Annotated in this window: 28 protein-coding genes and 2 pseudogenes; 15 read left to right on the top strand and 15 right to left on the bottom strand. The window is 25.4% G+C overall.

What is annotated here, in order from left to right:
• The first annotated feature begins 439 nt into the window (after positions 1-439).
• Positions 440-1,255, top strand: coding sequence for an IS1595 family transposase (locus AACL02_RS12315; RefSeq protein ID WP_339043749.1), 816 nt, complete (start codon positions 440-442; stop codon positions 1,253-1,255).
• A gap of 398 nt (positions 1,256-1,653) precedes the next feature.
• Here AACL02_RS12315 and AACL02_RS12310 read toward each other — a convergent pair whose 3' ends face one another.
• The 3 genes from AACL02_RS12310 to AACL02_RS12300 all read right to left on the bottom strand — a co-directional run bounded on the left by AACL02_RS12310 (position 1,654) and on the right by AACL02_RS12300 (position 3,219).
• A complete protein-coding gene (locus tag AACL02_RS12310) occupies positions 1,654-2,379 on the bottom strand; it encodes a hypothetical protein (RefSeq protein ID WP_339041897.1) in 726 nt (241 codons plus the stop codon).
• On the bottom strand, positions 2,336-2,740 hold the full coding sequence (locus AACL02_RS12305; RefSeq protein WP_339041895.1) for a hypothetical protein: 405 nt from the start codon (positions 2,738-2,740) through the stop codon (positions 2,336-2,338). The genes AACL02_RS12310 and AACL02_RS12305 overlap by 44 nt, the downstream gene beginning before the upstream one ends.
• 116 nt (positions 2,741-2,856) lie before the next feature.
• Entirely contained in the window at positions 2,857-3,219 is a 363-nt protein-coding gene (locus tag AACL02_RS12300; protein WP_339041893.1) for a transposase, read from the bottom strand.
• Positions 3,220-3,366: 147 nt separating this feature from the next.
• Between AACL02_RS12300 and AACL02_RS12295 the strand changes: the two genes are divergently transcribed.
• Positions 3,367-4,059 carry an IS1595 family transposase gene (locus AACL02_RS12295; protein ID WP_339043748.1) on the top strand — a complete coding sequence of 231 codons (693 nt, stop codon included), beginning with the start codon at positions 3,367-3,369 and terminating at the stop codon, positions 4,057-4,059.
• Between the two features lie 48 nt (positions 4,060-4,107).
• Here the strand turns inward: AACL02_RS12295 and AACL02_RS12290 are convergent.
• The 6 genes and pseudogenes from AACL02_RS12290 to AACL02_RS12265 form a co-directional block, all read right to left on the bottom strand.
• Positions 4,108-4,539: pseudogene (locus AACL02_RS12290) on the bottom strand (IS3 family transposase); the annotation flags it as partial.
• 23 nt (positions 4,540-4,562) lie between these two features.
• Positions 4,563-5,683 (bottom strand): IS3 family transposase gene (locus AACL02_RS12285; protein ID WP_339040217.1). Its coding sequence is split into 2 segments (ribosomal slippage): positions 4,563-5,440 and positions 5,440-5,683, totalling 1,122 coding nucleotides; the frame shifts between segments, so codons are not numbered across the junction.
• A gap of 222 nt (positions 5,684-5,905) precedes the next feature.
• Positions 5,906-6,124: pseudogene (locus AACL02_RS12280) on the bottom strand (IS3 family transposase); the annotation flags it as partial.
• A 41-nt stretch (positions 6,125-6,165) separates the two neighbouring features.
• Positions 6,166-6,444, bottom strand: coding sequence for a transposase (locus tag AACL02_RS12275; protein ID WP_339040490.1), 279 nt, complete (start codon positions 6,442-6,444; stop codon positions 6,166-6,168).
• A gap of 191 nt (positions 6,445-6,635) precedes the next feature.
• Positions 6,636-7,874, bottom strand: coding sequence for a rod shape-determining protein (locus AACL02_RS12270; protein ID WP_339041891.1), 1,239 nt, complete (start codon positions 7,872-7,874; stop codon positions 6,636-6,638).
• Positions 7,875-7,904: 30 nt separating this feature from the next.
• The gene (locus AACL02_RS12265; RefSeq protein WP_339041889.1) at positions 7,905-9,044 is read right to left on the bottom strand and encodes a rod shape-determining protein; all 1,140 of its coding nucleotides are present in this window, start codon (positions 9,042-9,044) and stop codon (positions 7,905-7,907) included.
• Positions 9,045-9,222: 178 nt separating this feature from the next.
• Here AACL02_RS12265 and rsmA point away from each other — a divergent pair, with 178 nt between their 5' ends.
• The 4 genes from rsmA (at position 9,223) to pth (ending at position 12,870) form a co-directional block, all read left to right on the top strand.
• On the top strand, positions 9,223-10,068 hold the full coding sequence (gene rsmA / locus AACL02_RS12260; RefSeq protein ID WP_339041887.1) for a 16S rRNA (adenine(1518)-N(6)/adenine(1519)-N(6))-dimethyltransferase RsmA: 846 nt from the start codon (positions 9,223-9,225) through the stop codon (positions 10,066-10,068).
• A 262-nt stretch (positions 10,069-10,330) separates the two neighbouring features.
• Positions 10,331-11,338 carry a ribose-phosphate pyrophosphokinase gene (locus AACL02_RS12255; RefSeq protein ID WP_339041885.1) on the top strand — a complete coding sequence of 336 codons (1,008 nt, stop codon included), beginning with the start codon at positions 10,331-10,333 and terminating at the stop codon, positions 11,336-11,338.
• A gap of 39 nt (positions 11,339-11,377) precedes the next feature.
• The gene (locus AACL02_RS12250; protein WP_339040763.1) at positions 11,378-12,199 is read left to right on the top strand and encodes an IS1595 family transposase; all 822 of its coding nucleotides are present in this window, start codon (positions 11,378-11,380) and stop codon (positions 12,197-12,199) included.
• Positions 12,200-12,306: 107 nt separating this feature from the next.
• Complete coding sequence (gene pth, locus AACL02_RS12245) at positions 12,307-12,870, top strand: aminoacyl-tRNA hydrolase (protein ID WP_339041883.1); 564 nt, start codon at positions 12,307-12,309, stop codon at positions 12,868-12,870.
• 19 nt (positions 12,871-12,889) lie between these two features.
• On the opposite strand, the gene AACL02_RS12240 is transcribed toward pth, so the two are convergent.
• Complete coding sequence (locus AACL02_RS12240) at positions 12,890-13,147, bottom strand: hypothetical protein (RefSeq protein ID WP_252320612.1); 258 nt, start codon at positions 13,145-13,147, stop codon at positions 12,890-12,892.
• A gap of 118 nt (positions 13,148-13,265) precedes the next feature.
• Between AACL02_RS12240 and AACL02_RS12235 the strand changes: the two genes are divergently transcribed.
• From AACL02_RS12235 to AACL02_RS12215, 5 genes are all read left to right on the top strand, one after another.
• A complete protein-coding gene (locus AACL02_RS12235) occupies positions 13,266-14,828 on the top strand; it encodes an adenylosuccinate synthase (RefSeq protein ID WP_339041881.1) in 1,563 nt (520 codons plus the stop codon).
• A gap of 2 nt (positions 14,829-14,830) precedes the next feature.
• Positions 14,831-16,132, top strand: coding sequence for an adenylosuccinate lyase (gene purB / locus AACL02_RS12230; RefSeq protein ID WP_339041879.1), 1,302 nt, complete (start codon positions 14,831-14,833; stop codon positions 16,130-16,132).
• A 138-nt stretch (positions 16,133-16,270) separates the two neighbouring features.
• On the top strand, positions 16,271-16,831 hold the full coding sequence (locus tag AACL02_RS12225) for a hypothetical protein (RefSeq protein WP_339041877.1): 561 nt from the start codon (positions 16,271-16,273) through the stop codon (positions 16,829-16,831).
• 298 nt (positions 16,832-17,129) lie between these two features.
• Positions 17,130-18,713: a methionine--tRNA ligase gene (metG, locus tag AACL02_RS12220; protein WP_339041875.1), complete on the top strand. Its 1,584-nt coding sequence runs from the start codon at positions 17,130-17,132 to the stop codon at positions 18,711-18,713.
• A 274-nt stretch (positions 18,714-18,987) separates the two neighbouring features.
• Positions 18,988-19,110, top strand: coding sequence for a hypothetical protein (locus AACL02_RS12215; protein WP_339041873.1), 123 nt, complete (start codon positions 18,988-18,990; stop codon positions 19,108-19,110).
• Here the strand turns inward: AACL02_RS12215 and AACL02_RS12210 are convergent.
• Positions 19,096-19,911 carry an IS1595 family transposase gene (locus tag AACL02_RS12210; protein WP_339043600.1) on the bottom strand — a complete coding sequence of 272 codons (816 nt, stop codon included), beginning with the start codon at positions 19,909-19,911 and terminating at the stop codon, positions 19,096-19,098. The two genes, AACL02_RS12215 and AACL02_RS12210, sit on opposite strands and share 15 nt — an antisense overlap.
• Positions 19,912-19,960: 49 nt before the next feature.
• Here AACL02_RS12210 and AACL02_RS12205 point away from each other — a divergent pair, with 49 nt between their 5' ends.
• A complete protein-coding gene (locus tag AACL02_RS12205; protein WP_339043747.1) occupies positions 19,961-20,407 on the top strand; it encodes a glycosyltransferase in 447 nt (148 codons plus the stop codon).
• Positions 20,408-20,499: 92 nt separating this feature from the next.
• On the opposite strand, the gene AACL02_RS12200 is transcribed toward AACL02_RS12205, so the two are convergent.
• Positions 20,500-21,012 carry an IS1595 family transposase gene (locus AACL02_RS12200; protein ID WP_281749673.1) on the bottom strand — a complete coding sequence of 171 codons (513 nt, stop codon included), beginning with the start codon at positions 21,010-21,012 and terminating at the stop codon, positions 20,500-20,502.
• A gap of 327 nt (positions 21,013-21,339) precedes the next feature.
• On the opposite strand from AACL02_RS12200, the gene AACL02_RS12195 reads away from it, so the two are divergent.
• Positions 21,340-21,690 (top strand): hypothetical protein, encoded by a 351-nt coding sequence (locus AACL02_RS12195; protein ID WP_339041872.1) that lies wholly within the window; start codon positions 21,340-21,342, stop codon positions 21,688-21,690.
• A 40-nt stretch (positions 21,691-21,730) separates the two neighbouring features.
• On the opposite strand, the gene AACL02_RS12190 is transcribed toward AACL02_RS12195, so the two are convergent.
• Together AACL02_RS12190 and AACL02_RS12185 are read right to left on the bottom strand one after the other, a co-directional pair.
• Complete coding sequence (locus AACL02_RS12190; protein ID WP_339041870.1) at positions 21,731-22,165, bottom strand: IS1595 family transposase; 435 nt, start codon at positions 22,163-22,165, stop codon at positions 21,731-21,733.
• Positions 22,166-22,552: a hypothetical protein gene (locus tag AACL02_RS12185; RefSeq protein WP_339040657.1), complete on the bottom strand. Its 387-nt coding sequence runs from the start codon at positions 22,550-22,552 to the stop codon at positions 22,166-22,168.
• A 43-nt stretch (positions 22,553-22,595) separates the two neighbouring features.
• Here AACL02_RS12185 and AACL02_RS12180 point away from each other — a divergent pair, with 43 nt between their 5' ends.
• Complete coding sequence (locus tag AACL02_RS12180) at positions 22,596-23,042, top strand: glycosyltransferase (RefSeq protein WP_339043747.1); 447 nt, start codon at positions 22,596-22,598, stop codon at positions 23,040-23,042.
• Between the two features lie 92 nt (positions 23,043-23,134).
• Here the strand turns inward: AACL02_RS12180 and AACL02_RS12175 are convergent, their stop codons facing one another.
• Entirely contained in the window at positions 23,135-23,950 is an 816-nt protein-coding gene (locus AACL02_RS12175; protein WP_339043523.1) for an IS1595 family transposase, read from the bottom strand.
• Between the two features lie 24 nt (positions 23,951-23,974).
• Here AACL02_RS12175 and AACL02_RS12170 point away from each other — a divergent pair, with 24 nt between their 5' ends.
• The gene (locus AACL02_RS12170; protein WP_339041868.1) at positions 23,975-24,310 is read left to right on the top strand and encodes a hypothetical protein; all 336 of its coding nucleotides are present in this window, start codon (positions 23,975-23,977) and stop codon (positions 24,308-24,310) included.
• The last annotated feature ends 52 nt before the right edge of the window (positions 24,311-24,362 follow it).

Raw genomic sequence — 24,362 nt, 5'->3', positions numbered from 1 at the left:
TTATCTTTCTCCCATAAGTATTATAATAATATTATAACATTTTATATTAAAATTTTATATAAAGTAAAAAAAGGAGTAGTCAAAAAATGATAAATAATAATTTTATTAAAATAGGTTTAATAATTGGAATGATTATGTCAATAATATTACTTATTAGTTGTATTATTTATGGAATATTTACATTTTTTAATTATTTTTCATTAGTTATTATTTTAATAATTATTTATGGACTATTTCAGGTGATTCCCTTTTTACTTTGTTTAAATAATTATTTTATTGAAGAAAAATGATTATTTTTAACAGGTTTATTTAGTTTAACAACATTTGTTATTCCTGGAGTTTTAATTTTAATTGGTTATTTTGTTAGACAAAAGAAATTAATAAAACTTATTAATAATCGGACTTCTCCCCACATGTACTTGTGGAGGGAATAATGAAACTGAATGAATTCAACAATGCTTTTCAAACTGAACAGCAATGTCTTGCATATATAGCAAATTTGAAAGAAAACAAATGTATTAGGTGTTTTAATTTTAATTTGAATACTTCTGATTTAAAAAGAATGAGATGTTTAAAATGTAATCAAACATTTAGCATTCTCACAGGCACCATATTTTCAAGGTCACAAACATCTTTAACATCTTGGTTTTATCTTATCTTTAGATTAATAAACACCAAACATGGAATTCCATCAACAGATATTGCAAAAGAATTGGGAGTGACTTTGAAAAATGCTTGAAGAATGACTCATAAAATCAGAACACGTATTGCAAAACAAAAACCTCAATTTATTGTTGAAGGTACAGTGCAAATTGATGAAATGTATCTTTCACATATGGGTTTTAAAAAACAAGGAAGATCCTTGGTGAATAAAACCTTGATTGTTGGCATTTATCAAAAAACAACCAATAATTTAATTGTGAAAGTATTGAAAAACGCAAAGAGTAAAAATCTTTTGCAGTTTGCAAAAAACCACATTTCTTCAAAATGTCTTGTATATACTGATTATTGAAAAGGATATTGCGATTTTAAATCAGTTTTCACTAAGCATGAAACAGTTAACCATCAAGATGGCTATGTTTCAAAAATTGGTGTAAATACCAACCAAATTGAATCAGTTTGAAAACATATAAGAAGAACATTTAAAACACATATCAAAGTTGCAAAACATCATGTTCATTTATATGCTAAAGAAGCTGCATATAAATTCAACAAGATACCTAGTTTTGAAACTGTAATTCTATGTTTGATTTAAAAATGTGGGGAGAAGTCCGTAGATAGGCTTTTATCAGCATTTATGTGATAAAATTAAAATAGTACATAAAGGGAGAAAAGCCTTAATAATAATTAATTTGTAAAAAAAATAAATATTATTTTATTTTTAGGTTATTATTTTATATAATTTTCCTTTATTAATATTGCTTCATGTTTCTCTATATAATAGACTTCTTGTGGATAGTTATTTATTAAAATTTAATGATTAAAATTAAAAAAGATAGGAAATCTATGATATTTGATAAATTAAAAACTATTAAAAATACAAGATTATTAAGATTAACTAGTATAAATAATATTAATTTTAATAAAATTCTAGGAATTTTAAAAACAGAAGAATTAAAAAAGTTTATTAATTAAAATATTTTATGGAAAAATTTATAAATAAGTTGGTAATTTTTTAATAAAAAAATCATTTAATAATTCTCAATTTCACCCTCGTCCAGATTGCGGCGTTAATAATCATTCAGCAAAGGCTTCGGCAAAAAATTCACCTTTTTTATAGGGTTTCGCTTGGCTTCAAAATATACGACCATAATTACTTTGCACAATAATCATTGGGAATACTAATCTTTTTTGATAATCACTATTACTAATATTAACTTTATCATTTAAGTAATCCATTAATAATTGACTACAATCAGAAATTGGCGCCCTCATCATGTGATTTTGTGCTCTTCAAACAGATGAATAATCATTATTAATTTTAAAAATATTTTTATTAAGTAAACAATTTTCGATTTTATTATTTTTAGGTCAATTTCAATTGTTATTAAACGTACTACGTTCATCATCCGTTAATGATAAAAAATTATCGAAAGCATGACCATATTCATGAGTACTAACACTAATTATGTTATTAGTTGCTCATCAACCCGCTTGATAGTTTGCGCTAATTTCTTTAGTATTAACAAAATCTGGACCATAAATTTGACGTTGACTATTAATTAGATAAGAATATTGATTATAAGCAACGACGTTTTTATTTGATATTGGTGCTTGAGTAACACTTTGCATTAAACGTAAAATATTATTTTTACCATATACTCCTGCCATAATATTATAAAAACGTAATTGTTCTTTTTTTTGCTGTTTCAGTAGCAAGTTGACTTAAAACAACATCTTTATATAATTTTTCTCAATCAACATTACTGTTTTGAGTTCCTAGTCGTGTATTAGTTAAATCATGTGCTAATTGATTAAAATCAAGAAAAGGTAATGGTTTACTAGCATTATCATAAAAACTATTAAATTCATTATTTGCCATTTGACTAGCTGGGTTTTTAATTTTTCGTTCATTCTCTTTAATAAAACTAGTAATTTCTGATGATCAACGATAACGTAATAAACTAAGATAATAATCACGATTATAATTAACTTGGCAACTTCAAACAATAATTCAAGCAAGTAAACCAGTAACCAATAAAACTATGAAAATTATAAAAAATTTACGATATTTTTTCATAAAATCTCCTTTTAAAAAAATTATTATTAATAATGGCTTTTCTCCCTTTATGTACTATTTTAATTTTATCACATAAATGCTGAGAAAAGCCTATCTACGGACTTCTCCCCACATTTTTAAATCAAACATAGAATTACAGTTTCAAAACTAGGTATCTTGTTGAATTTATATGCAGCTTCTTTAGCATATAAATGAACATGATGTTTTGCAACTTTGATATGTGTTTTAAATGTTCTTCTTATATGTTTTCAAACTGATTCAATTTGGTTGGTATTTACACCAATTTTTGAAACATAGCCATCTTGATGGTTAACTGTTTCATGCTTAATGAAAACTGATTTAAAATCGCAATATCCTTTTCAAGAATCAGTATATACAAGACATTTTGAAGAAATGTGGTTTTTTGCAAACTGCAAAAGATTTTTACTCTTTGCGTTTTTCAATACTTTCACAATTAAATTACGGACTTCTCCCCACATGTACTTGTGGAGGGAATAATGAAACTGAATGAATTCAACAATGCTTTTCAAACTGAACAGCAATGTCTTGCATATATAGCAAATTTGAAAGAAAACAAATGTATTAGGTGTTTTAATTTTAATTTGAATACTTCTGATTTAAAAAGAATGAGATGTTTAAAATGTAATCAAACATTTAGCATTCTCACAGGCACCATATTTTCAAGGTCACAAACATCTTTAACATCTTGGTTTTATCTTATCTTTAGATGAATAAACACCAAACATGGAATTCCATCAACAGATATTGCAAAAGAATTGGGAGTGACTTTGAAAACTGCTTGAAGAATGACTCATAAAATCAGAACACGTATTGCAAAACAAAAACCTCAATTTATTGTTGAAGGTACAGTGCAAATTGATGAAATGTATCTTTCACATATGGGTTTTAAAAAACAAGGAAGATCCTTGGTTAATAAAACCTTGATTGTTGGCATTTATCAAAAAACAACCAATAATTTAATTGTGAAAGTATTGAAAAACGCAAAGAGTAAAAATCTTTTGCAGTTTGCAAAAAACCACATTTCTTCAAAATGTCTTGTATATACTGATTCTTGAAAAGGATATTGCGATTTTAAATCAGTTTTCACTAAGCATGAAACAGTTAACCATCAAGATGGCTATGTTTCAAAAATTGGTGTAAATACCAACCAAATTGAATCAGTTTGAAAACATATAAGAAGAACATTTAAAACACATATCAAAGTTGCAAAACATCATGTTCATTTATATGCTAAAGAAGCTGCATATAAATTCAACAAGATAACTAGTTTTGAAACTGTAATTCTATGTTTGATTTAAAAATGTGGGGAGAAGTCCGTAGATAGGCTTTTGGAATGGCAACCCTTTTTAGGAATATTTTTTGGTAGACATTTGTTTTTGATAATTAACTGGAGTTAAGTAGTTTAAAGTGCCGTGAATTCTTATGTTGTTATATCAATTGATGTAATCAAATAATTCTAATTTTAATTGGATTAATGATGTAAAATTTTTATCATTAATAAATTCGGTTTTGAAAGTTTTAAAGGTTGCTTCAGCAACAGCGTTATCATAAGGACAACCTTTTTTGCTTAAAGAGCGATTAATATTGAATGCTAGTAAAAGTTTATCAATAATTTTATTATTAAATTCATTACCGCGATCACTATGAAATATTTGAATATCTTTTAAACAGCGATTTGAGTGCATAAATGCTTGATATACTAATGATGCATCTTTTTTAGTACCTACACTATGTCCAATTATTTCGCGGTTAAATAGGTCAATTAATAAACAAATATATGGAATGGCAACCTTTTTTAGGACTATTTTTTGGTAGACATTTGTTTTTGATAATTAACTGGAGTTAAGTAGTTTAAAGTGCTGTGAATTCTTATGTTGTTATATCAATTGATGTAATCAAATAATTCTAATTTTAATTGGATTAATGATGTAAAATTTTTATCATTAATAAATTCGGTTTTGAAAGTTTTAAAGGTTGCTTCAGCAACAGCGTTATCATAAGGACAACCTTTTTTGCTTAAAGAGCGATTAATATTGAATGCTAGTAAAAGTTTATCAATAATTTTATTATTAAATTCATTACCGCGATCACTATGAAATATTTGAATATCTTTTAAACAGCGATTTGAGTGCATAAATGCTTGATATACTAATGATGCATCTTTTTTAGTACCTACACTATGTCCAATTATTTCGCGGTTAAATAGGTCAATTAATAAACAAATATAGTTTCACTTACCATTTACTTGAACATAAGTTAAATCACTAACAATAACTTCATTTTTAACTCTATTATTAAAGTTTCTATCAACAAGATTGTTTATTGGACTATCGTTAACTTTGTTATTATGATTTTTGTATGATAATTTAGTGTATTTTGATATTAAATTATGTTTATTCATAATTTCTTTAATTTTTCGTCTTGATAAATAAATTTCTTGGTTTTCTAGAATGACTTTTAATCTTCTAGTACCATAAACTTCTTTATTTTCTTTAAAAGCACTAATAACAGCTTCATCATAAATATTATTTTTGATTTTATTTTCTTTTTTCTTTAAATTAAAATAATATGTTGATTTAGAGATTTTTAAAAAATGACACATTGTGCGAATTTTATATTTAACTTTATTTTTGACAATAATTTCTATTTTCTGCCTATTATTAGTGCTGCTTGCTTTAAAATATCATTTTCCATTCTTAATTGTTTTAATTCTTTTCTTAATTTAATTAATTCATTTTCTTCAACAGAACGATTATCTTTAGTTTTAAAACTACCTGAATTAGTAAATTGCTTAATTCAATTGTAAGTAGCTGCTCTTGTAACATTATATTCTTTAGCAAGGCAAGATACTGATTTGCCACTTTGATATAAAGCTACTATTTGTTTTTTAAATTCATCGGTATATGAGTTAATATTGGCCATAATTATAGTTCCTTTCTTTGTTCACTTGTCTACGTAATTAGTGTCCAATAAAGTGTAACCCATCCAATAGTTTCACTTACCATTTACTTGAACATAAGTTAAATCACTAACAATAACTTCATTTTTAACTCTATTATTAAAGTTTCTATTAACAAGATTGGTTATTTGACTATCATTGACTTTATTATGATAATTTTTGAATGATAATTTAGTGTATTTTGATATTAAATTATGTTTATTCATAATTTCTTTAATTTTTCGTCTTGATAAATAAATTTCTTGGTTTTCTAGAATGACTTTTAATCTTCTAGTACCATAAACTTCTTTATTTTTTTTAAAAGCACTAATAACAGCTTGTTCATAAATATTATTTTGAATTTTATTTTTTTTCTTTAAATTAAAATAATATGTTGATTTAGAGAGTTTTAAAAAATGACACATTGTGCGAATTTTATATTTAGATTTATTATTTGCAATAATCTCTACTTTCTGCCTATTATTAGTGCTGCTTGCTTTAAAATATCATTTTCCATTCTTAATTGTTTTAATTCTTTTCTTAATTTAATTAATTCATTTTCTTCAACAGAACGATTATCTTTAGTTTTAAAACTACCTGAATTAGTAAATTGCTTAATTCAATTGTAAGTAGCTGCTCTTGTAACATTATATTCTTTAACAAGGCAAGATACTGATTTGCCACTTTGATATAAAGCTACTATTTGTTTTTTAAATTCATCGGTATATGAGTTAATATTGGCCATAATTATAGTTCCTTTCTTTGTTCACTTGTCTATGTAATTAGTGTCCAATAAAGTGTAACCCATCCACTTTTCTCAGCATTTATGTGATAAAATTAAAATAGTACATAAAGGGAGAAAAGCCTTTATTATTTATATAAGTAAAAAATGCACTTCTATAAATTTTAAAAGTGCATTTTATTTAAACTTATTTTTTATCCTAAATCTTCATCTTTTGTTAGAATTTCGCGGTTAGGATTTTGTTCAACTATTAATTGTTTGTAAATTGTATCACGATATTTTACACAACCATCAATAACATTATCTAAAGGATTTTGAGCAACACGTACTTCAAAAATATCTCCCTCATATTTTTGACGAATTGGTTTTGTACCTTTTTCAGCTTTAACTTCGATGAAATATTCCTTAGCCAATTCTTCTTTAATAAATTCATCAATTTTTTTAATGTAAGCTCCACCACCACAAATTGTGATTCCCTTACCTTTTTTCTTTAAGTCACTAACACTACCAGCAGCTTTTTCCCCAGAAGTTCTTAGTACTCTACGAATTGATGGAATAACATGTTCTCTAAATTGAACTTGCATTACATTTTCACGAATTTCTTCTGGTGTAATTTCAATAGTTTTAGAAATTGACATTGTTTCTCCTGGCTGAGAGTCTAATCTAGGTAATGAAACACCTGAAATAGTATATGGTTTTTCATCTTGATATTTCATAAGTGAACCGATGTTCTTTTTAACATCTTCTGCTTCTTTAGTACCAATTTTTAAAGCATGCTTTTTAGCTATGTATTCTTGAATTTTTTGTGTTAAATAGTCTCCAGCACAATGTGTTGTATATGAATATAGGATTGAATCGTTGCTAAGTACGGCAATATCAGTACTTCCCCCACCAATATCAACACACATAATTGCAGTTCCAAAAATATCTTGGCCTGAACCTAATGCTGCCATTTTAACTTCTTCTTGAACAAATCCACGAAGTGCTCCTAAACGATGAACTATATTTTCTAATGCTTCTCTTTGTACTGAATTAATTTCACTTGGTGTTGCCATTAAAACAATTAAATTACGGTTTTTATCAGCTTGTTTTGAATCTTTAATTTCAAGTCTAAAATCTTGAAAAATTTTAGCAAGGATACGTTGTAAAGCATCTGGATCAGCAATATTACCATCACGAACTGGACGCTTAATAACAACATTTTCATTTGTTTTATCAATTAAAGCTTTAGCTTCTTCACCATAAAGAATAACATTTTTTTCATAGTCTTCAGCAAGATAAGTTGGAGCATCATATGTAAGTCCAATGTTAACATACCTTGCTTTAAAGTTTTCTGTTCCAACATCTAAAGCTAATCATTGGTAGTCATTAATAGACTTAATATTACTTTTTTTATTTAAGTTTTCTTTGGGTTTTTTATCAAATAATCCCATTTTTTTTCCTCCTTCTACACACCCGGAATTTTAATTACTTGGTCTAATGAATCCTTTTTCATATACATCTTGTTTATGAGTTTCATAGGCTTGAGTCCCTCTAATTACACATTCTCTTGGATTATTAGCAGATACCACATGTTCTAAATTTAGTCGTTTTTTTAGATAAGTTGTAATATTTTCAAGCAAAGCACCCCCACCAGTGATAGTTAAACCGTCTTTCATAATCATTTCTGAAAAGGCAGGTCCAGCTTTATCAATAATGTCACTACATAGTGCAACAATTGGTTCAAAGGCTTCAGTAACTACTCTAGCTACTTCTTGCTTAGGAACTGTAATTTGTTCAGGTTTTTTAGTTTTAGTACTTTTTCCATGGATAGTAATTTTATTTTCACTATCTTTTTCACCATCTATTCAAATACCAGCACTAATTTTTGTTTTTTCAGCCTCCATTGAGCTAAGAGATATATAGTGCATTTTTTCAAAATGTTCTTTAATACTACGTTCAATAGCATTTCCAGCAATTGGAATTGAATCTTGAACAATAACTTCTCCACTTGATAAAATGGCACAGTCAGAAGTTCCACCACCAATATCAAGAATAAATACTCCTGAAGCATCTCAAAGTGCTTCCCCAGCACCAATAGCTGCCAATTTTACTTCAGGAACAATAACAACTTTTTCAGCTTTCATTACGCTTTCATTACTTGCATTATATCTATTGGGAAATTTATCACTATAAATTGGAATTTTAGCTATTTTTTTTCCTTGTAGAATTTCACGTAAAACAGTTCTATCTAATTTATAAACATTAGATGGAATAGCTACAAGTGCTACTGAATTTTCTCAAATTTTTTCAGCTTTCACATCAATAATTTGTGTAAAAATTTCAGTTAATAAAGCAATCAAAGCATTATTGTCACTAATAACACCATTAGCCATTGGTTCTCTGAAAATTTTATTCGCTGGAGTTTTTTCCTTCATTAATAAAGCGGCTTCACCAATGAATACTTCTCCGTTTTCTGTATCAAATACAATTGCTGATGGTTGACTATAAACAACCCTTCCATTAACTCTGACAATTAAATTTCTTGTTCCTAAATCTAGAGAAACAATATTAACGTCTTGGTTATTGTGTCCGTCATTAGCAACCTCTATTTTTGTTGCCATATAAAAATCATCTCCTTTTCCCACTCAAATTAATATTTATTTATTAAGTTGATATATGTTAATATTACCACATGTAGATTTGCTAGTAGTAAATTTAGCATATATGATTAGTTGGCTAACTATTTGTTTAATTATTACTAGTATATAATTAACTAAAAATGTGAATTGGAGAATAATAATGGAAAATCCAAAAAAAATATTGAAAAAATACGACTTACATGCAGTTAAAAAGTTTGGACAAAACTTTTTAATTAATAATAATATAATTGATAAAATTGTTAAAACTAGTAATTTTAAAGATGAAGATGGCATTGTTGAAATTGGAGCGGGCATTGGTCATTTAACTAATAAATTACTCAGCACTGCGCAAAAAGTTGTGACAATTGAAATTGACAAAAAATTAATTCCTGTTTTAGAAAAAGAATTAAATGAATACAAAAATTTAAAAATTATAAATGATGATTTTTTAAATTTATATTTAAAAAAAATCATTAATGAAGAATTTGCAATAAATCAAAAAATTCATGTAATTGCAAATTTGCCTTATTATATTACTTCACAAATTGTTTTAAAATTATTAGAAAATATTGAATTATTTGATTCATTTACATTAATGATGCAAAAAGAAGTTGCACAAAGATTTTGTGCTAAACCTAAAACTAAAGTATATAATAATCTTTCTGTTATGTGTCAATTTTATTGTGATGTTAAAATTATTTTTGATGTTAGTCCTAATAATTTTACTCCGATACCTAATGTTACAAGTAGTGTTGTTTATTTTAAAGTAAATCCTAAATTTCAACTTGATGAACCACAATTATTTTGAAAATTTGTAAGAAGTTGTTTTGTTAATAAGAGAAAAACATTAGTTAACAATTTGGGTATTTATTTAAATAGCAAAGAAAAAGCCGTTAATTTAATTAACGACTTATCTTGATCATTAACAATAAGATCTGAAGAATTAACATTTTCAATGTTTTACCAGTTATTTACTATTATTAATAATAGATACCTTTCAGAATAATTATTAAAATTAATGATATTAGAATGTGGATAATAAGTATATAAAACACCTCAGCAATAATCCTTGTTTATTAATAAACATATTTTTAAATATTTATTATCCGTTAACTATTATAATGATTTTATTTTTTCTTGCAAAAGATATAACTTTTTATTAATTATTTTTAATTAATAGTCTTTAAATTTAATATACTTAAATTGTAATAAACATTGTATAATGAAATTATAATTATAATTTTTAGAAACATGTAAAGGAGGATTTAATGAATAATGTAGAAAACATTGTAGTTTTTGGTTTAAGTGCTAGTCAAAAATTTACACAAGAAGTTTGTAAAAAACTTAATATTGAACCTGGAAAAGCAGAAATTAGTCGTTTTACTGATGGTGAATTTAACATTCAATCTATAACATCAGTACGAGAGAAAGTGGTATATATTATCCAATCAACTTCGCCGCCAACTAATGATAATTTAATGGAATTATTAATTTTTGTTGATGCTTTAGTTCGTGCATCTGCTGCTAAAATTCATGTAGTAATTCCTTATTTTGGTTATGCTCGTCAAGATCGAAAACAAGGTGGTAGACAACCTATTACTTGTAAACTTGTTGCAAATTTATTAACTGTTGCGGGTGTTGATCGTGTTATTACTGTTGATTTACATTCACCACAAGAACAAGGATTTTTTGATGTTCCTGTTGATGATTTACGAGCAACTCAAGATTTAGCATCTTATTTAATTGAAGAAAATTTAACTAATTTAGTTGTTGTATCTCCAGATCATGGTGGTGTTACTCGTGCTCGAAGATTGGGTAATTATTTAAGTGTACCTTTGGCAATTATTGATAAAAGAAGAACAACTCCTAATCAAAGTCAAGTTAAGTTTGTATTAGGAGATGTTAAAGAAAAGAATGCTATTATTATTGATGATATGATTGATACAGGTGGTACTATTATTAATGCAGCAAAAGCTATTAAAGAACATGGTGCAAAATCAGTTTATATTTTAGCTACTCATGGTATTTTTAGTGGTCAATCTTCAAAAAATTTGAAACAAGCTGTTATTGATGGAATTATTAAGGAAGTTGTTATTACTAATACTATTGAAATTTCTGAGGAAAAAAAGTTTAATGGTTTAAAAATTATTTCAATTGCTGATTTTATTGCAAAAATGATTGATGCTTCAATTAATAATAAATCATTAACAAAAGTTTATGATGATAAAACAAATGAATTAATAAAAAAAATTAATAATAAAAATAGTAAAAAATAATATACGGACTTCTCCCCACATGTACTTGTGGAGGGAATAATGAAACTGAATGAATTCAAAAATGCTTTTCAAACTGAACAGCAATGTCTTGCATATATAGCAAATTTGAAAGAAAACAAATGTATTAGGTGTTTTAATTTTAATTTGAATACTTCTGATTTAAAAAGAATGAGATGTTTAAAATGTAATCAAACATTTAGCATTCTCACAGGCACCATATTTTCAAGGTCACAAACATCTTTAACATCTTGGTTTTATCTTATCTTTAGATGAATAAACACCAAACATGGAATTCCATCAACAGATATTGCAAAAGAATTGGGAGTGACTTTGAAAACTGCTTGAAGAATGACTCATAAAATCAGAACACGTATTGCAAAACAAAAACCTCAATTTATTGTTGAAGGTACAGTGCAAATTGATGAAATGTATCTTTCACATATGGGTTTTAAAAAACAAGGAAGATCCTTGGTGAATAAAACCTTGATTGTTGGCATTTATCAAAAAACAACCAATAATTTAATTGTGAAAGTATTGAAAAACGCAAAGAGTAAAAATCTTTTGCAGTTTGCAAAAAACCACATTTCTTCAAAATGTCTTGTATATACTGATTCTTGAAAAGGATATTGCGATTTTAAATCAGTTTTCACTAAGCATGAAACAGTTAACCATCAAGATGGCTATGTTTCAAAAATTGGTGTAAATACCAACCAAATTGAATCAGTTTGAAAACATATAAGAAGAACATTTAAAACACATATCAAAGTTGCAAAACATCATGTTCATTTATATGCTAAAGAAGCTGCATATAAATTCAACAAGATACCTAGTTTTGAAACTGTAATTCTATGTTTGATTTAAAAATGTGGGGAGAAGTCCGTAGATAGGCTTTTCTCAGCATTTATGTTATAAAATTAAAATAGTACATAAAGGGAGAAAAGCCATAATAAAGAGGAAATTTAAAATAGATGAAATTAGTTATTGGATTAGGAAACCCAGGTAAAGAGTATGAATTGACACGTCATAATATTGGTTTTATTATTATTGATATGATTTGTGAAACATTACAATTAAAAATTAATCAAACTAAATTTAATGGTCAATATGTTAAAACTGTTGTTAATGGCACTGATGTTATTTTTTTAAAACCATTAACTTTTATGAACTTATCAGGTTTTTGTGTTTCAAATTTTATGAATTATTTTAAAATTAAAATTGAAAATGTGTTAATTATTCACGATGAAGTTGATTTAAATTTTGGTCAATTTCAATACAAACAAAAATTTAGTGCTGCTGGTCATAATGGAATTAAAAGTATTTTTAATCAAATTGGTAGTAAAGATTTTCAAAGATTAAGAATTGGTGTTGGTAAAAATCCTAATTTTAACACGGCTGATTGAGTTTTGAGTAAGTTTAGTAATGATGAGTTAAAGAATATAAAAGATCATAAACAATTTTTTGTAGAAAGCATTAGTAGTTGAATTACTGATAGTAAATTTGAAAATATTATTAATAAATATAATAAAAAATAATTAATATATTATAAAAATATTAAAGAATATTTTCATTTTTATGTTTTCTACATAAGTAAACATAAAGTTGTGTTTCTTTTTCTTTTTTAATTTTTTCTAATTCTTTTTTTATTTCTTCAATTAATAAAATATCATTTTGTGTTTGCTGATATTGATTTATTTCATTTATTTTTTCAAGTTTTGCTTCTAGTAATTTTTGCTTACAAATAGGACAAAGTTTGTCAAAATCATCATTATTATCATTTTGAAAACTGTCATTATCAAAATTTCATTTCATTTTTTAAGTTTCCTTTACTAGTTTATTTTAATAACAATATTTTGATAATCATTATTAAATAATTATATAATTAATTTATAAATTTATAAATACTTTTTTTGAGTATAAAGGAGACAATATGAAAGCAAAAAAAAATATAATCAAACCAACAATAGAAAAGGCAAAAACTAAAGTTGAACAACTTAATAAAACTATTAAACCAAAAGTTAAAGATGTAAAAAAAGCAACTAAAGTAAAAACGCAATCAATAAAAACTGACACTGTTAAGCCAATCATTAATAAGATGAAAGTAGATTTTGAAAAATCAAAACATATAATAAAAGAAGAAAATCAAAAAATTGCTAATAAAATTGTTAATACTAAAAATATTTTAATATCAAAAATTGATCAACCAAAACCATTTAAAACTACCGCTATTATTGGTTGTCAATGAGGTGATGAAGGAAAAGGTAAAATAACTGACTATTATAGTCAAAATTCTGATGTTATTGTTCGTTGAAGTGGTGGTGATAATGCCGGACATACAATTGTTTTTGATCATCAAAAATATAAATTAAGTATTATTCCTTCTGGTATCTTTAATAAAGATTCATATTGTGTTATTGCTAATGGTTGTGTTGTTAATCCAGAAAAATTAGTTTCTGAAATTGAATATTTAAAAGCTGCCGGTTTTAGTTGTCAAAATTTACGGATTTCTGATCGTGCTCATATTATTTTACCTTATCATTTAGCATTTGATGAATATGAAGAAAAAATTAAGGGCGATAAAGCTATTGGCACTACTAAAAAAGGAATTGGACCTTGTTATGCTGATAAAGTTAATCGGATTGGAATTCTAATGGGTGATTTATTAGATAAGGATCGGCTATTAGAATTGATTACTGATAATTTGTTAATTAAAAATAAAATATTAAAAAATGTTTATGGATATGAAAAAGAATTTAATGCGCAAACAATATATAATCGTTTATTAGAATTATTACCATACTTTAAAGATTTAATTATTGATACTGGTCAATTTTTAAATGAACAATTAGTTAGAAATAAAAAGATATTATTTGAAGGAGCACAAGGTACTTTATTAGATTTAGATCATGGTACATATCCTTTTGTAACATCTTCTAATCCAAGTGCTAGTTCAATTGCTATTGGTTCAGGTATTTCTTTAAAAGCAATTAACGAAATTATTGGTGTAACTAAAGCATACAGTACAAGAGTTGGTGCTGGTGCATTTCCTAGTGAAGTTTTTGGTAAATTAGCAGATTATATTCGTATGACTGGTAATGAATATGGCACAGTTTCAAAAAGACCAAGAAGAATTGGATGATTTGATGCAGTTATTGCTAAGTATAGTGCACAAATTAATGGATTTACTAGTTTAGCTATTATGTTGTTAGACGTGCTTACTGGTATTGAAACATTAAGCATTTGTACGCATTATACTTTAAATGGCGAAATAATTAGATACATACCTTCTCAAATTAATAACTTTAATAAATGTCAACCACATTTTATTACTATGCGTGGCTGAAATGAAGATATTACTAATATTACTAGTTATGATGAATTACCAGAAAATGCTAAAAATTATTTAAAAAAAATTAGTGAGTTGGTGGGTGTTCCAATTAGAATATTTTCTGTTGGTCCAGATCGTAAACAAACTATATTTATTAAGGAGTAAAAATGATTGAACGTTACGAAACAAAAGCAATGACTAATATTTGAAATATGAAAAATCGTTTAAACTTATGAATGAATTTTCAAATTGATGTTTGTGAATCATTACAACATTTAAATATAATTCCTCTTAAAGATTTTCAATTAATTAAAAAAAATGCTAAATTAGATATTGAATTAATGAATAAATTAGAATTAGAAACTAAGCATGATGTAGTTGCTTTTACTAGAATGTTGAGTGCTAACTTAAAAACTGAAAGTCGTTGAATTCATTATGGTTTAACTTCAACTGATATGGTTGATAGTGTCCAAAATCTACAAATAAAATTTTCAAATGAAATTATTGAAAAAGATTTAATTACTTTACAATTGAAATTAAAAGAGTTAGCGTTTAAATATAAAAATCAATTAGTAATTGGTCGCAGTCATGGTATTTTTGGTGAACCAACTTCATTAGGATTAAAATTTGCTTTATGATACGATGAAATAAATAGACAGTTAGTAAGGTTGGAATTAGCAAGAAAACAAGTTGAAGTTATTAAGATTACGGGTGCTATGGGTAATTTTGTTCATATTTCGCCAAAAGTTAGTGAATTTATTGCTAAAAAATGAAAAATGGAAGTTGACAGTTGTGCTACGCAGGTAGTACAACGTGATCGTTTGATTTTTTTAATTACACAATTAAGTTCAATTGCTACAACAATTGAAAAAATAGCTTTAGAAATTCGTTTTAGTCAACGTAGCGAAGTTAATGAACTTTTAGAGGGATTTTCTATTTCACAAAAAGGTTCAAGTTCAATGCCACATAAAAAAAATCCAATTGGTTCTGAAAATATTTGTGGTTTAGCAAGATTAGTTCGAAGTTATAATAGTATAGTATATGAGAATAATTTATTATGGTATGAACGTGATATCTCTCATAGTTCTAATGAACGCATTATGTTACCTGATATTTATCATATATTAGATTTTATTATTAATAGAATGACAAATATTTTAGATAATTTAGTAATTAATACTAGTGCCATGGCAAATAATATTGCTAAAGCTAATGAACTTTATTTTTCACAAGTAATTTTATTGACTATTATTAAAAATAATCCAAAAATAACACGTGAAATTGCTTATGATTTTATTCAAAAATGCACTTTAGAAGCACAAAATAAAATGATTAATTTTAAAGATGTATTAATAAAGAATAATATTAATCAATATTTAACTAGTGAACAGTTAAATGAATGTTGTAATAATAATATTTTTTTAATAAATGTTGATTATATTTTTAAAAAAGTTTTTAAAGATAAATAATGTTTAATATTAAATTTAATTAGCATTTAATTTATTAATTTTTATTTTTTTTATTTTATCTAATAATCAATAAATATAAAAGATTAAGAAAATATTGTAATTAGTCACTAGATTATATAAGTTTAAGGAGTGAAAATTATGAAGAAATACAAAATCGATAATAGTTTTCCTTTTATAAATCAACATTTTAATTTTATTACAAGCTATGATGATAATGAAGAACATTTTTATGATGTTTTAGATGATCGATACTTAAAAGATAATGGAGAATTAGATATTAATTTATTAAAAAAGAAAATTAATAAAATAAAAATAATATTATATTATATTAGTAATAAGAAATATAAATGTGAAAAAACATTGCAGTCATATATTAAAAAACAATCTATATTTCTTTCTTATAATATAAATAGTATTAAAAAGTTAGAAATTTTCGAAAAACAAAAAACAAGTAAAATTTTTAAATTTAAGAATAAATTAGTTAAGTTTTTAACTTTTGGTTATTATAATTTTGAAAAAAAACGAATTAACAAAATAGTATGTGAAAAAGTTAATATAAGTAATCAAAAAGAAGAATTGAAAAAAGTTGGATTAAAAATTTTAAAACTTAATAATATTTTAGAAAAAATAGAAAAAGAAAAAAGAAGACAATGAGAAAAAAATGATCTTTTGAGACATTGATATGATTTTGCAATTTAAGGAAAATTACAAAATCAACCATTAATGAGTAATGGTAATCAGTATTTACCAGTAAATAATTATGATAATGAAAAAAGTAGTGTTCTTTAACACTTAAATAGTTATTATAAGTTTTACTTAAATGTTGATATAGATGCTGTTAACTCTGATAATGGTTTTAATAAAAATCAATATCAACAAAAATGTTCGATTTTATAAAAAAATAAAGATTAATAAAATATTATTAATTTAAATAAGTATTACAATAAAAAATACTATTTTAATGTAAAATTATAATTATTAAATTTAGGAGCAAATAATGACAAAAAAATTTTATATTACTACCCCTATTTATTATCCTAGTGCTAAGTTACACTTAGGAAATGCTTATACAACAATTATTGCTGATGTTTTAGCTCGCTATAAGAAAATGCAAAGTTATGAAGTATTCTTTTTAACTGGAAGTGATGAACATGGTCAAAAAATTGCTAAAAAGGCGGATGAAAATAAACAAACTCCACAAAAATTTGTTGATGATATTGTTGTTGGGTTTAAGAATTTATGAAAAAACTTAAATATTGATTATGATAAATTTATTAGAACAACTGATAAAAATCATATTTTAAGTGTTCAGAAAATATTCAGCAAATTATTAAAACAAAATGATATTTATTTGGGAAAATATGAAGGCTCATATTGTATTTCTTGTGAAGAATTTTTGACAGATAGCCAAATTAATAAAACTAATAATACATGTAAAATATGTCAAGGTAATATTACTACTTTATCAGAACCATCATATTTTTTAAAATTGGAAAAATATACTAAACAATTATTAAAATATTATGATGAACACTCATTATTTTTATGACCACTTAATCGTAAAACGGAAATGATTAATAATTTTATTACGCCAGGCTTAGAAAATTTAAGTGTTACTAGAACGAGTTTTACTTGAGGGGTACCAGTATTAGAAAATCCAAAACATGTTATTTATGTTTGAATTGATGCATTAAGTAATTATTTAACAGGATTAGGTTATTTACAAGATGATGACATTAATTTTAAAAAATTTTGACTAGATTCAAATTGTGAAATTGTGAATTTAGTTGGTAAAGAAATTAGTCGTTTTCATATGATTTATTGGCCAATTTTATTAATGGCATTAAACTTGAGACAACCAAATCGAATTTTGGCTCACGGTTGAATTACTAATGAAGAAGGAAAAATGTCAAAATCAAAAGGTAATGTTATTGATCCTTTAGTATTAGTAAATCGTTATGGTGCAGATGGATTACGGTTTTTTTTAATGAAAGAAATTATTATTGGTCATGATGCAAAATATAGTCATGAATTATTTTTAAATTGTTATAACTCTTATCTTGTTAATGATTTAGGTAATTTGCTTTCGCGAACAGTTACAATGATCATTAAATATTGTGATGGTAAAATTCCCAAAGTTAATTTAAATAAGTTACAACCAGAAGCAATAGAAATAATTAAAATTATTAAAAGTACTATTAATGATTTTAATATTGAAATGGATGAGTATCAAATTCATGAAGCAATTAATGTCGTTTTTAAATTAATAACTAGTGGTAATAAATTAATTGATTTAACAAAACCATGAGATTTACATAAAAATAATAAAACTATTGAATTACATAATATTTTAAATTTATTAGCAAATATTTTAATTATTAGTAGTGCTTTATTAAGTCCAATTTTGGTTAATAGTTCATTAAAAATTCGTGAACAATTGGGTGTCTTAAAAATTACTAAACCAATAGTCAATATTAACTTGAATGAAGTTTTTAATAAATCTGTTAATAAAAAAGAGTTATTATTTCCAAGATTAAATATCGAAGATGAATTATCATTTTTAAACAATGCATTTAAATAAAATATAAGAGTTATTAAAAAAATGTCAGTTATAGATAATAAATATACAATTCATTTTGTATGAATTGGAGAAATACCAATTACTGTAAGAAATAATATAATTTATGCGGCTTTATTACACCAACATGAACGTGAAGTTATTTTATGAATTTCTAAAAATGAAAAAAATAGAGAAATTACTGAAAATGAAAAACAACAACATAAGTTACTTAATAATATTAAAATTATTAGTTTAAAAGAAATAGAAAATTTAGAAAATAATGATGTAGTAATATTTGAACAAATATTTAAAAATAATAGAGGCTTTTCTCCCTTTATGTACTATTTTAATTTTATCACATAAATGCTGAGAAAAGCCTATCTACGGACTTCTCCCCACATTTTTAAATCAAACATAGAATTACAGTTTCAAAACTAGGTATCTTGTTGAATTTATATGCAGCTTCTTTAGCATATAAATGAACATGATGTTTTGCAACTTTGATATGTGTTTTAAATGTTCTTCTTATATGTTTTCAAACTGATTCAATTTGGTTGGTATTTACACCAATTTTTGAAACATAGCCATCTTGATGGTTAACTGTTTCATGCTTGGTGAAAACTGATTTAAAATCGCAATATCCTTTTCAAGAATCAGTATATACAAGACATTTTGAAGAAATGTGGTTTTTTGCAAACTGCAAAAGATTTTTACTCTTTGCGTTTTTCAATACTTTCACAATTAAATTATTGGTTGTTTTTTGATAAATGCCAACAATCAAGGTTTTATTCACCAAGGATCTTCCTTGTTTTTTAAAACCCATATGTGAAAGATACATTTCATCAATTTGCACTGTACCTTCAACAATAAATTGAGGTTTTTGTTTTGCAATACGTGTTCTGATTTTATGAGTCATTCTTCAAGCAGTTTTCAAAGTCACTCCTAATTCTTTTGCAATATCTGTTGATGGAATTCCATGTTTGGTGTTTATTCATCTAAAGATAAGATAAAACCAAGATGTTAAAGATGTTTGTGACCTTGAAAATATGGTGCCTGTGAGAATGCTAAATGTTTGATTACATTTTAAACATCTCATTCTTTTTAAATCAGAAGTATTCAAATTAAAATTAAAACACCTAATACATTTGTTTTCTTTCAAATTTGCTATATATGCAAGACATTGCTGTTCAGTTTGAAAAGCATTTTTGAATTCATTCAGTTTCATTATTCCCTCCACAAGTACATGTGGGGAGAAGTCCGATAATAGATTAGCAATTAAAGAAAAACTAAAATCAGCATCAGATTTTATAAGAATTGTTATATTAAACCAATATGGAGGCATTTATTTAGATGGTGATGTTGAATTAAAACGTTCACTCCCTAGATTTCTTTATGCTTGTTATGGTATTTTATTAAATATTAAAATTAAAAAAAATGATAATTATAAATTATATTTTGATACAGATTTTTATGATGTAATTGTTGTCACAAAACATTCTAAAATTATTAGTAAGGTAATAAATGAATTAAGAGAAGAATTAGATCAAAAAAATAATCCAACATATGATGTAGGAGAATTGGTAAAAATTCAAAAAATTGTTAATTATATAATTGAAAATAATTTTAAAGAAGAAGAAAAAGAAATATTATATGATGCTAATAGTCACTATATAGGAGTAGATTTTTATTCAATGAAAAATAATTTATATTTTTAATTAAAGACTTGGCTTTTCTCCCTTTATTTACTATTTTAATTTTATCACATAAATGCTGAGAAAAGCCTATCTACGGACTTCTCCCCACATTTTTAAATCAAACATAGAATTACAGTTTCAAAACTAGGTATCTTGTTGAATTTATATGCAGCTTCTTTAGCATATAAATGAACATGATGTTTTGCAACTTTGATATGTGTTTTAAATGTTCTTCTTATATGTTTTCAAACTGATTCAATTTGGTTGGTATTTACACCAATTTTTGAAACATAGCCATCTTGATGGTTAACTGTTTCATGCTTAGTGAAAACTGATTTAAAATCGCAATATCCTTTTCAAGAATCAGTATATACAAGACATTTTGAAGAAATGTGGTTTTTTGCAAACTGCAAAAGATTTTTACTCTTTGCGTTTTTCAATACTTTCACAATTAAATTATTGGTTGTTTTTTGATAAATGCCAACAATCAAGGTTTTATTCACCAAGGATCTTCCTTGTTTTTTAAAACCCATATGTGAAAGATACATTTCATCAATTTGCACTGTACCTTCAACAATAAATTGAGGTTTTTGTTTTGCAATACGTGTTCTGATTTTATGAGTCATTCTTCAAGCAGTTTTCAAAGTCACTCCCAATTCTTTTGCAATATCTGTTGATGGAATTCCATGTTTGGTGTTTATTCATCTAAAGATAAGATAAAACCAAGATGTTAAAGATGTTTGTGACCTTGAAAATATGGTGCCTGTGAGAATGCTAAATGTTTGATTACATTTTAAACATCTCATTCTTTTTAAATCAGAAGTATTCAAATTAAAACTAAAACACCTAATACATTTGTTTTCTTTCAAATTTGCTATATATGCAAGACATTGCTGTTCAGTTTGAAAAGCATTGTTGAATTCATTCAGTTTCATTATTCCCTCCACAAGTACATGTGGGGAGAAGTCCGTAAATTAATTAAAGAATTAAGAAATGATTTAAAATATAATTTTTTTTCTTATTTTTGAGAAAAAAAAGAAGATTTAAAATTAATTAAACAATTAGATTATTTTTTAATAGAACTTGATAGTAAAATTAAAGAACAAAATGAAAAATTATTATTCTTGGAAAAAAATAAAACATTAATTGAACAAAATAAAATTAATAAGGGTAGTCAAAATAGTACTGAGTTTACTGAAATCACAGATTATTTTAATCTTTTTAATTTTTTAAGTGAAACAATAAGTAATGATATTATTTTTGGCTTTTCTCCCTTTATTTACTATTTTAATTTTATCACATAAATGCTGAGAAAAGCCTATCTACGGACTTCTCCCCACATTTTTAAATCAAACATAGAATTACAGTTTCAAAACTAGGTATCTTGTTGAATTTATATGCAGCTTCTTTAGCATATAAATGAACATGATGTTTTGCAACTTTGATATGTGTTTTAAATGTTCTTCTTATATGTTTTCAAACTGATTCAATTTGGTTGGTATTTACACCAATTTTTGAAACATAGCCATCTTGATGGTTAACTGTTTCATGCTTAGTGAAAACTGATTTAAAATCGCAATATCCTTTTCAAGAATCAGTATATACAAGACATTTTGAAGAAATGTGGTTTTTTGCAAACTGCAAAATATTTTTACTCTTTGCGTTTTTCAATACTTTCACAATTAAATTATTGGTTGTTTTTTGATAAATGCCAACAATCAAGGTTTTATTCACCAATGATCTTCCTTGTTTTTTAAAACCCATATGTGAAAGATACATTTAATCAATTTGCACTGTACCTTCAACAATAAATTGAGGTTTTTGTTTTGCAATACGTGTTCTGATTTTATGAGTCATTCTTCAAGCAGTTTTCAAAGTCACTCCCAATTCTTTTGCAATATCTGTTGATGGAATTCCATGTTTGGTGTTTATTCATCTAAAGATAAGATAAAACCAAGATGTTAAAGATGTTTGTGACCTTGAAAATATGGTGCCTGTGAGAATGCTAAATGTTTGATTACATTTTAAACATCTCATTCTTTTTAAATCAGAAGTATTCAAATTAAAACTAAAACACCTAATACATTTGTTTTCTTTCAAATTTGCTATATATGCAAGACATTGCTGTTCAGTTTGAAAAGCATTTTTGAATTCATTCAGTTTCATTATTCCCTCCACAAGTACATGTGGGGAGAAGTCCGATAATAGATTAGCAATTAAAGAAAAACTAAAATCAGCATCAGATTTTATAAGAATTGTTATATTAAACCAATATGGAGGCATTTATTTAGATGGTGATGTTGAATTAAAACGTTCACTCCCTAGATTTCTTTATGCTTGTTATGGTATTTTATTAAATATTAAAATTAAAAAAAATGATAATTATAAATTATATTTTGATACAGATTTTTATGATGTAATTGTTGTCACAAAACATTCTAAAATTATTAGTAAGGTAATAAATGAATTAAGAGAAGAATTAGATCAAAAAAATAATCCAACATATGATGTAGGAGAATTGGTAAAAATTCAAAAAATTGTTAATTATATAATTGAAAATAATTTTAAAGAAGAAGAAAAAGAAATATTATATGATGCTAATAGTCACTATATAGGAGTAGATTTTTATTCAATGAAAAATAATTTATATTTTTAATTAAAGACTTGGCTTTTCTCCCTTTATTTACTATTTTAATTTTATCACATAAATGCTGAGAAAAGCCTATCTACGGACTTCTCCCCACATTTTTAAATCAAACATAGAATTACAGTTTCAAAACTAGGTATCTTGTTGAATTTATATGCAGCTTCTTTAGCATATAAATGAACATGATGTTTTGCAACTTTGATATGTGTTTTAAATGTTCTTCTTATATGTTTTCAAACTGATTCAATTTGGTTGGTATTTACACCAATTTTTGAAACATAGCCATCTTGATGGTTAACTGTTTCATGCTTAGTGAAAACTGATTTAAAATCGCAATATCCTTTTCAAGAATCAGTATATACAAGACATTTTGAAGAAATGTGGTTTTTTGCAAACTGCAAAAGATTTTTACTCTTTGCGTTTTTCAATACTTTCACAATTAAATTATTGGTTGTTTTTTGATAAATGCCAACAATCAAGGTTTTATTCACCAAGGATCTTCCTTGTTTTTTAAAACCCATATGTGAAAGATACATTTCATCAATTTGCACTGTACCTTCAACAATAAATTGAGGTTTTTGTTTTGCAATACGTGTTCTGATTTTATGAGTCATTCTTCAAGCAGTTTTCAAAGTCACTCCCAATTCTTTTGCAATATCTGTTGATGGAATTCCATGTTTGGTGTTTATTCATCTAAAGATAAGATAAAACCAAGATGTTAAAGATGTTTGTGACCTTGAAAATATGGTGCCTGTGAGAATGCTAAATGTTTGATTACATTTTAAACATCTCATTCTTTTTAAATCAGAAGTATTCAAATTAAAACTAAAACACCTAATACATTTGTTTTCTTTCAAATTTGCTATATATGCAAGACATTGCTGTTCAGTTTGAAAAGCATTGTTGAATTCATTCAGTTTCATTATTCCCTCCACAAGTACATGTGGGGAGAAGTCCGAAAGACTTTTAGAAAAATGGCATTTCCATCAGAATTATTTTCTTATTTCGATATTGGTTATCAACACGGTTCCAATAATTGAAATGAAATAAATGAAACCGAATATAATAAACAAAGAAGATTACAAAAAATATCAGAAGAGTATGCAAAACAAATAAAAATAATAGAAAACATTTCAATAATGATTACATTTGAAGCTAATTATAGTGAAAAAAATAAATTTTTATTTCAAAAGCATTTTCAAAAAATTAAAGAGATTTATAATGAGTATATATGAATAATAATTAATATTAAAACTGATTTAATGAATAATAATTAATATTAAAACTGATTTAGGAGAAAATAAGTTAAAAGTTATTGAATGAAGTAAT

This window comes from Spiroplasma endosymbiont of Apeira syringaria, assembly GCF_964020205.1.
GTDB lineage: Bacteria > Bacillota_I > Bacilli_A > Mycoplasmatales > VBWQ01 > Spiroplasma_E > Spiroplasma_E ixodetis_A.
Note: the sequence above shows the minus strand (reverse complement) of the source record. Positions and strands in the feature narration are given on the sequence as shown.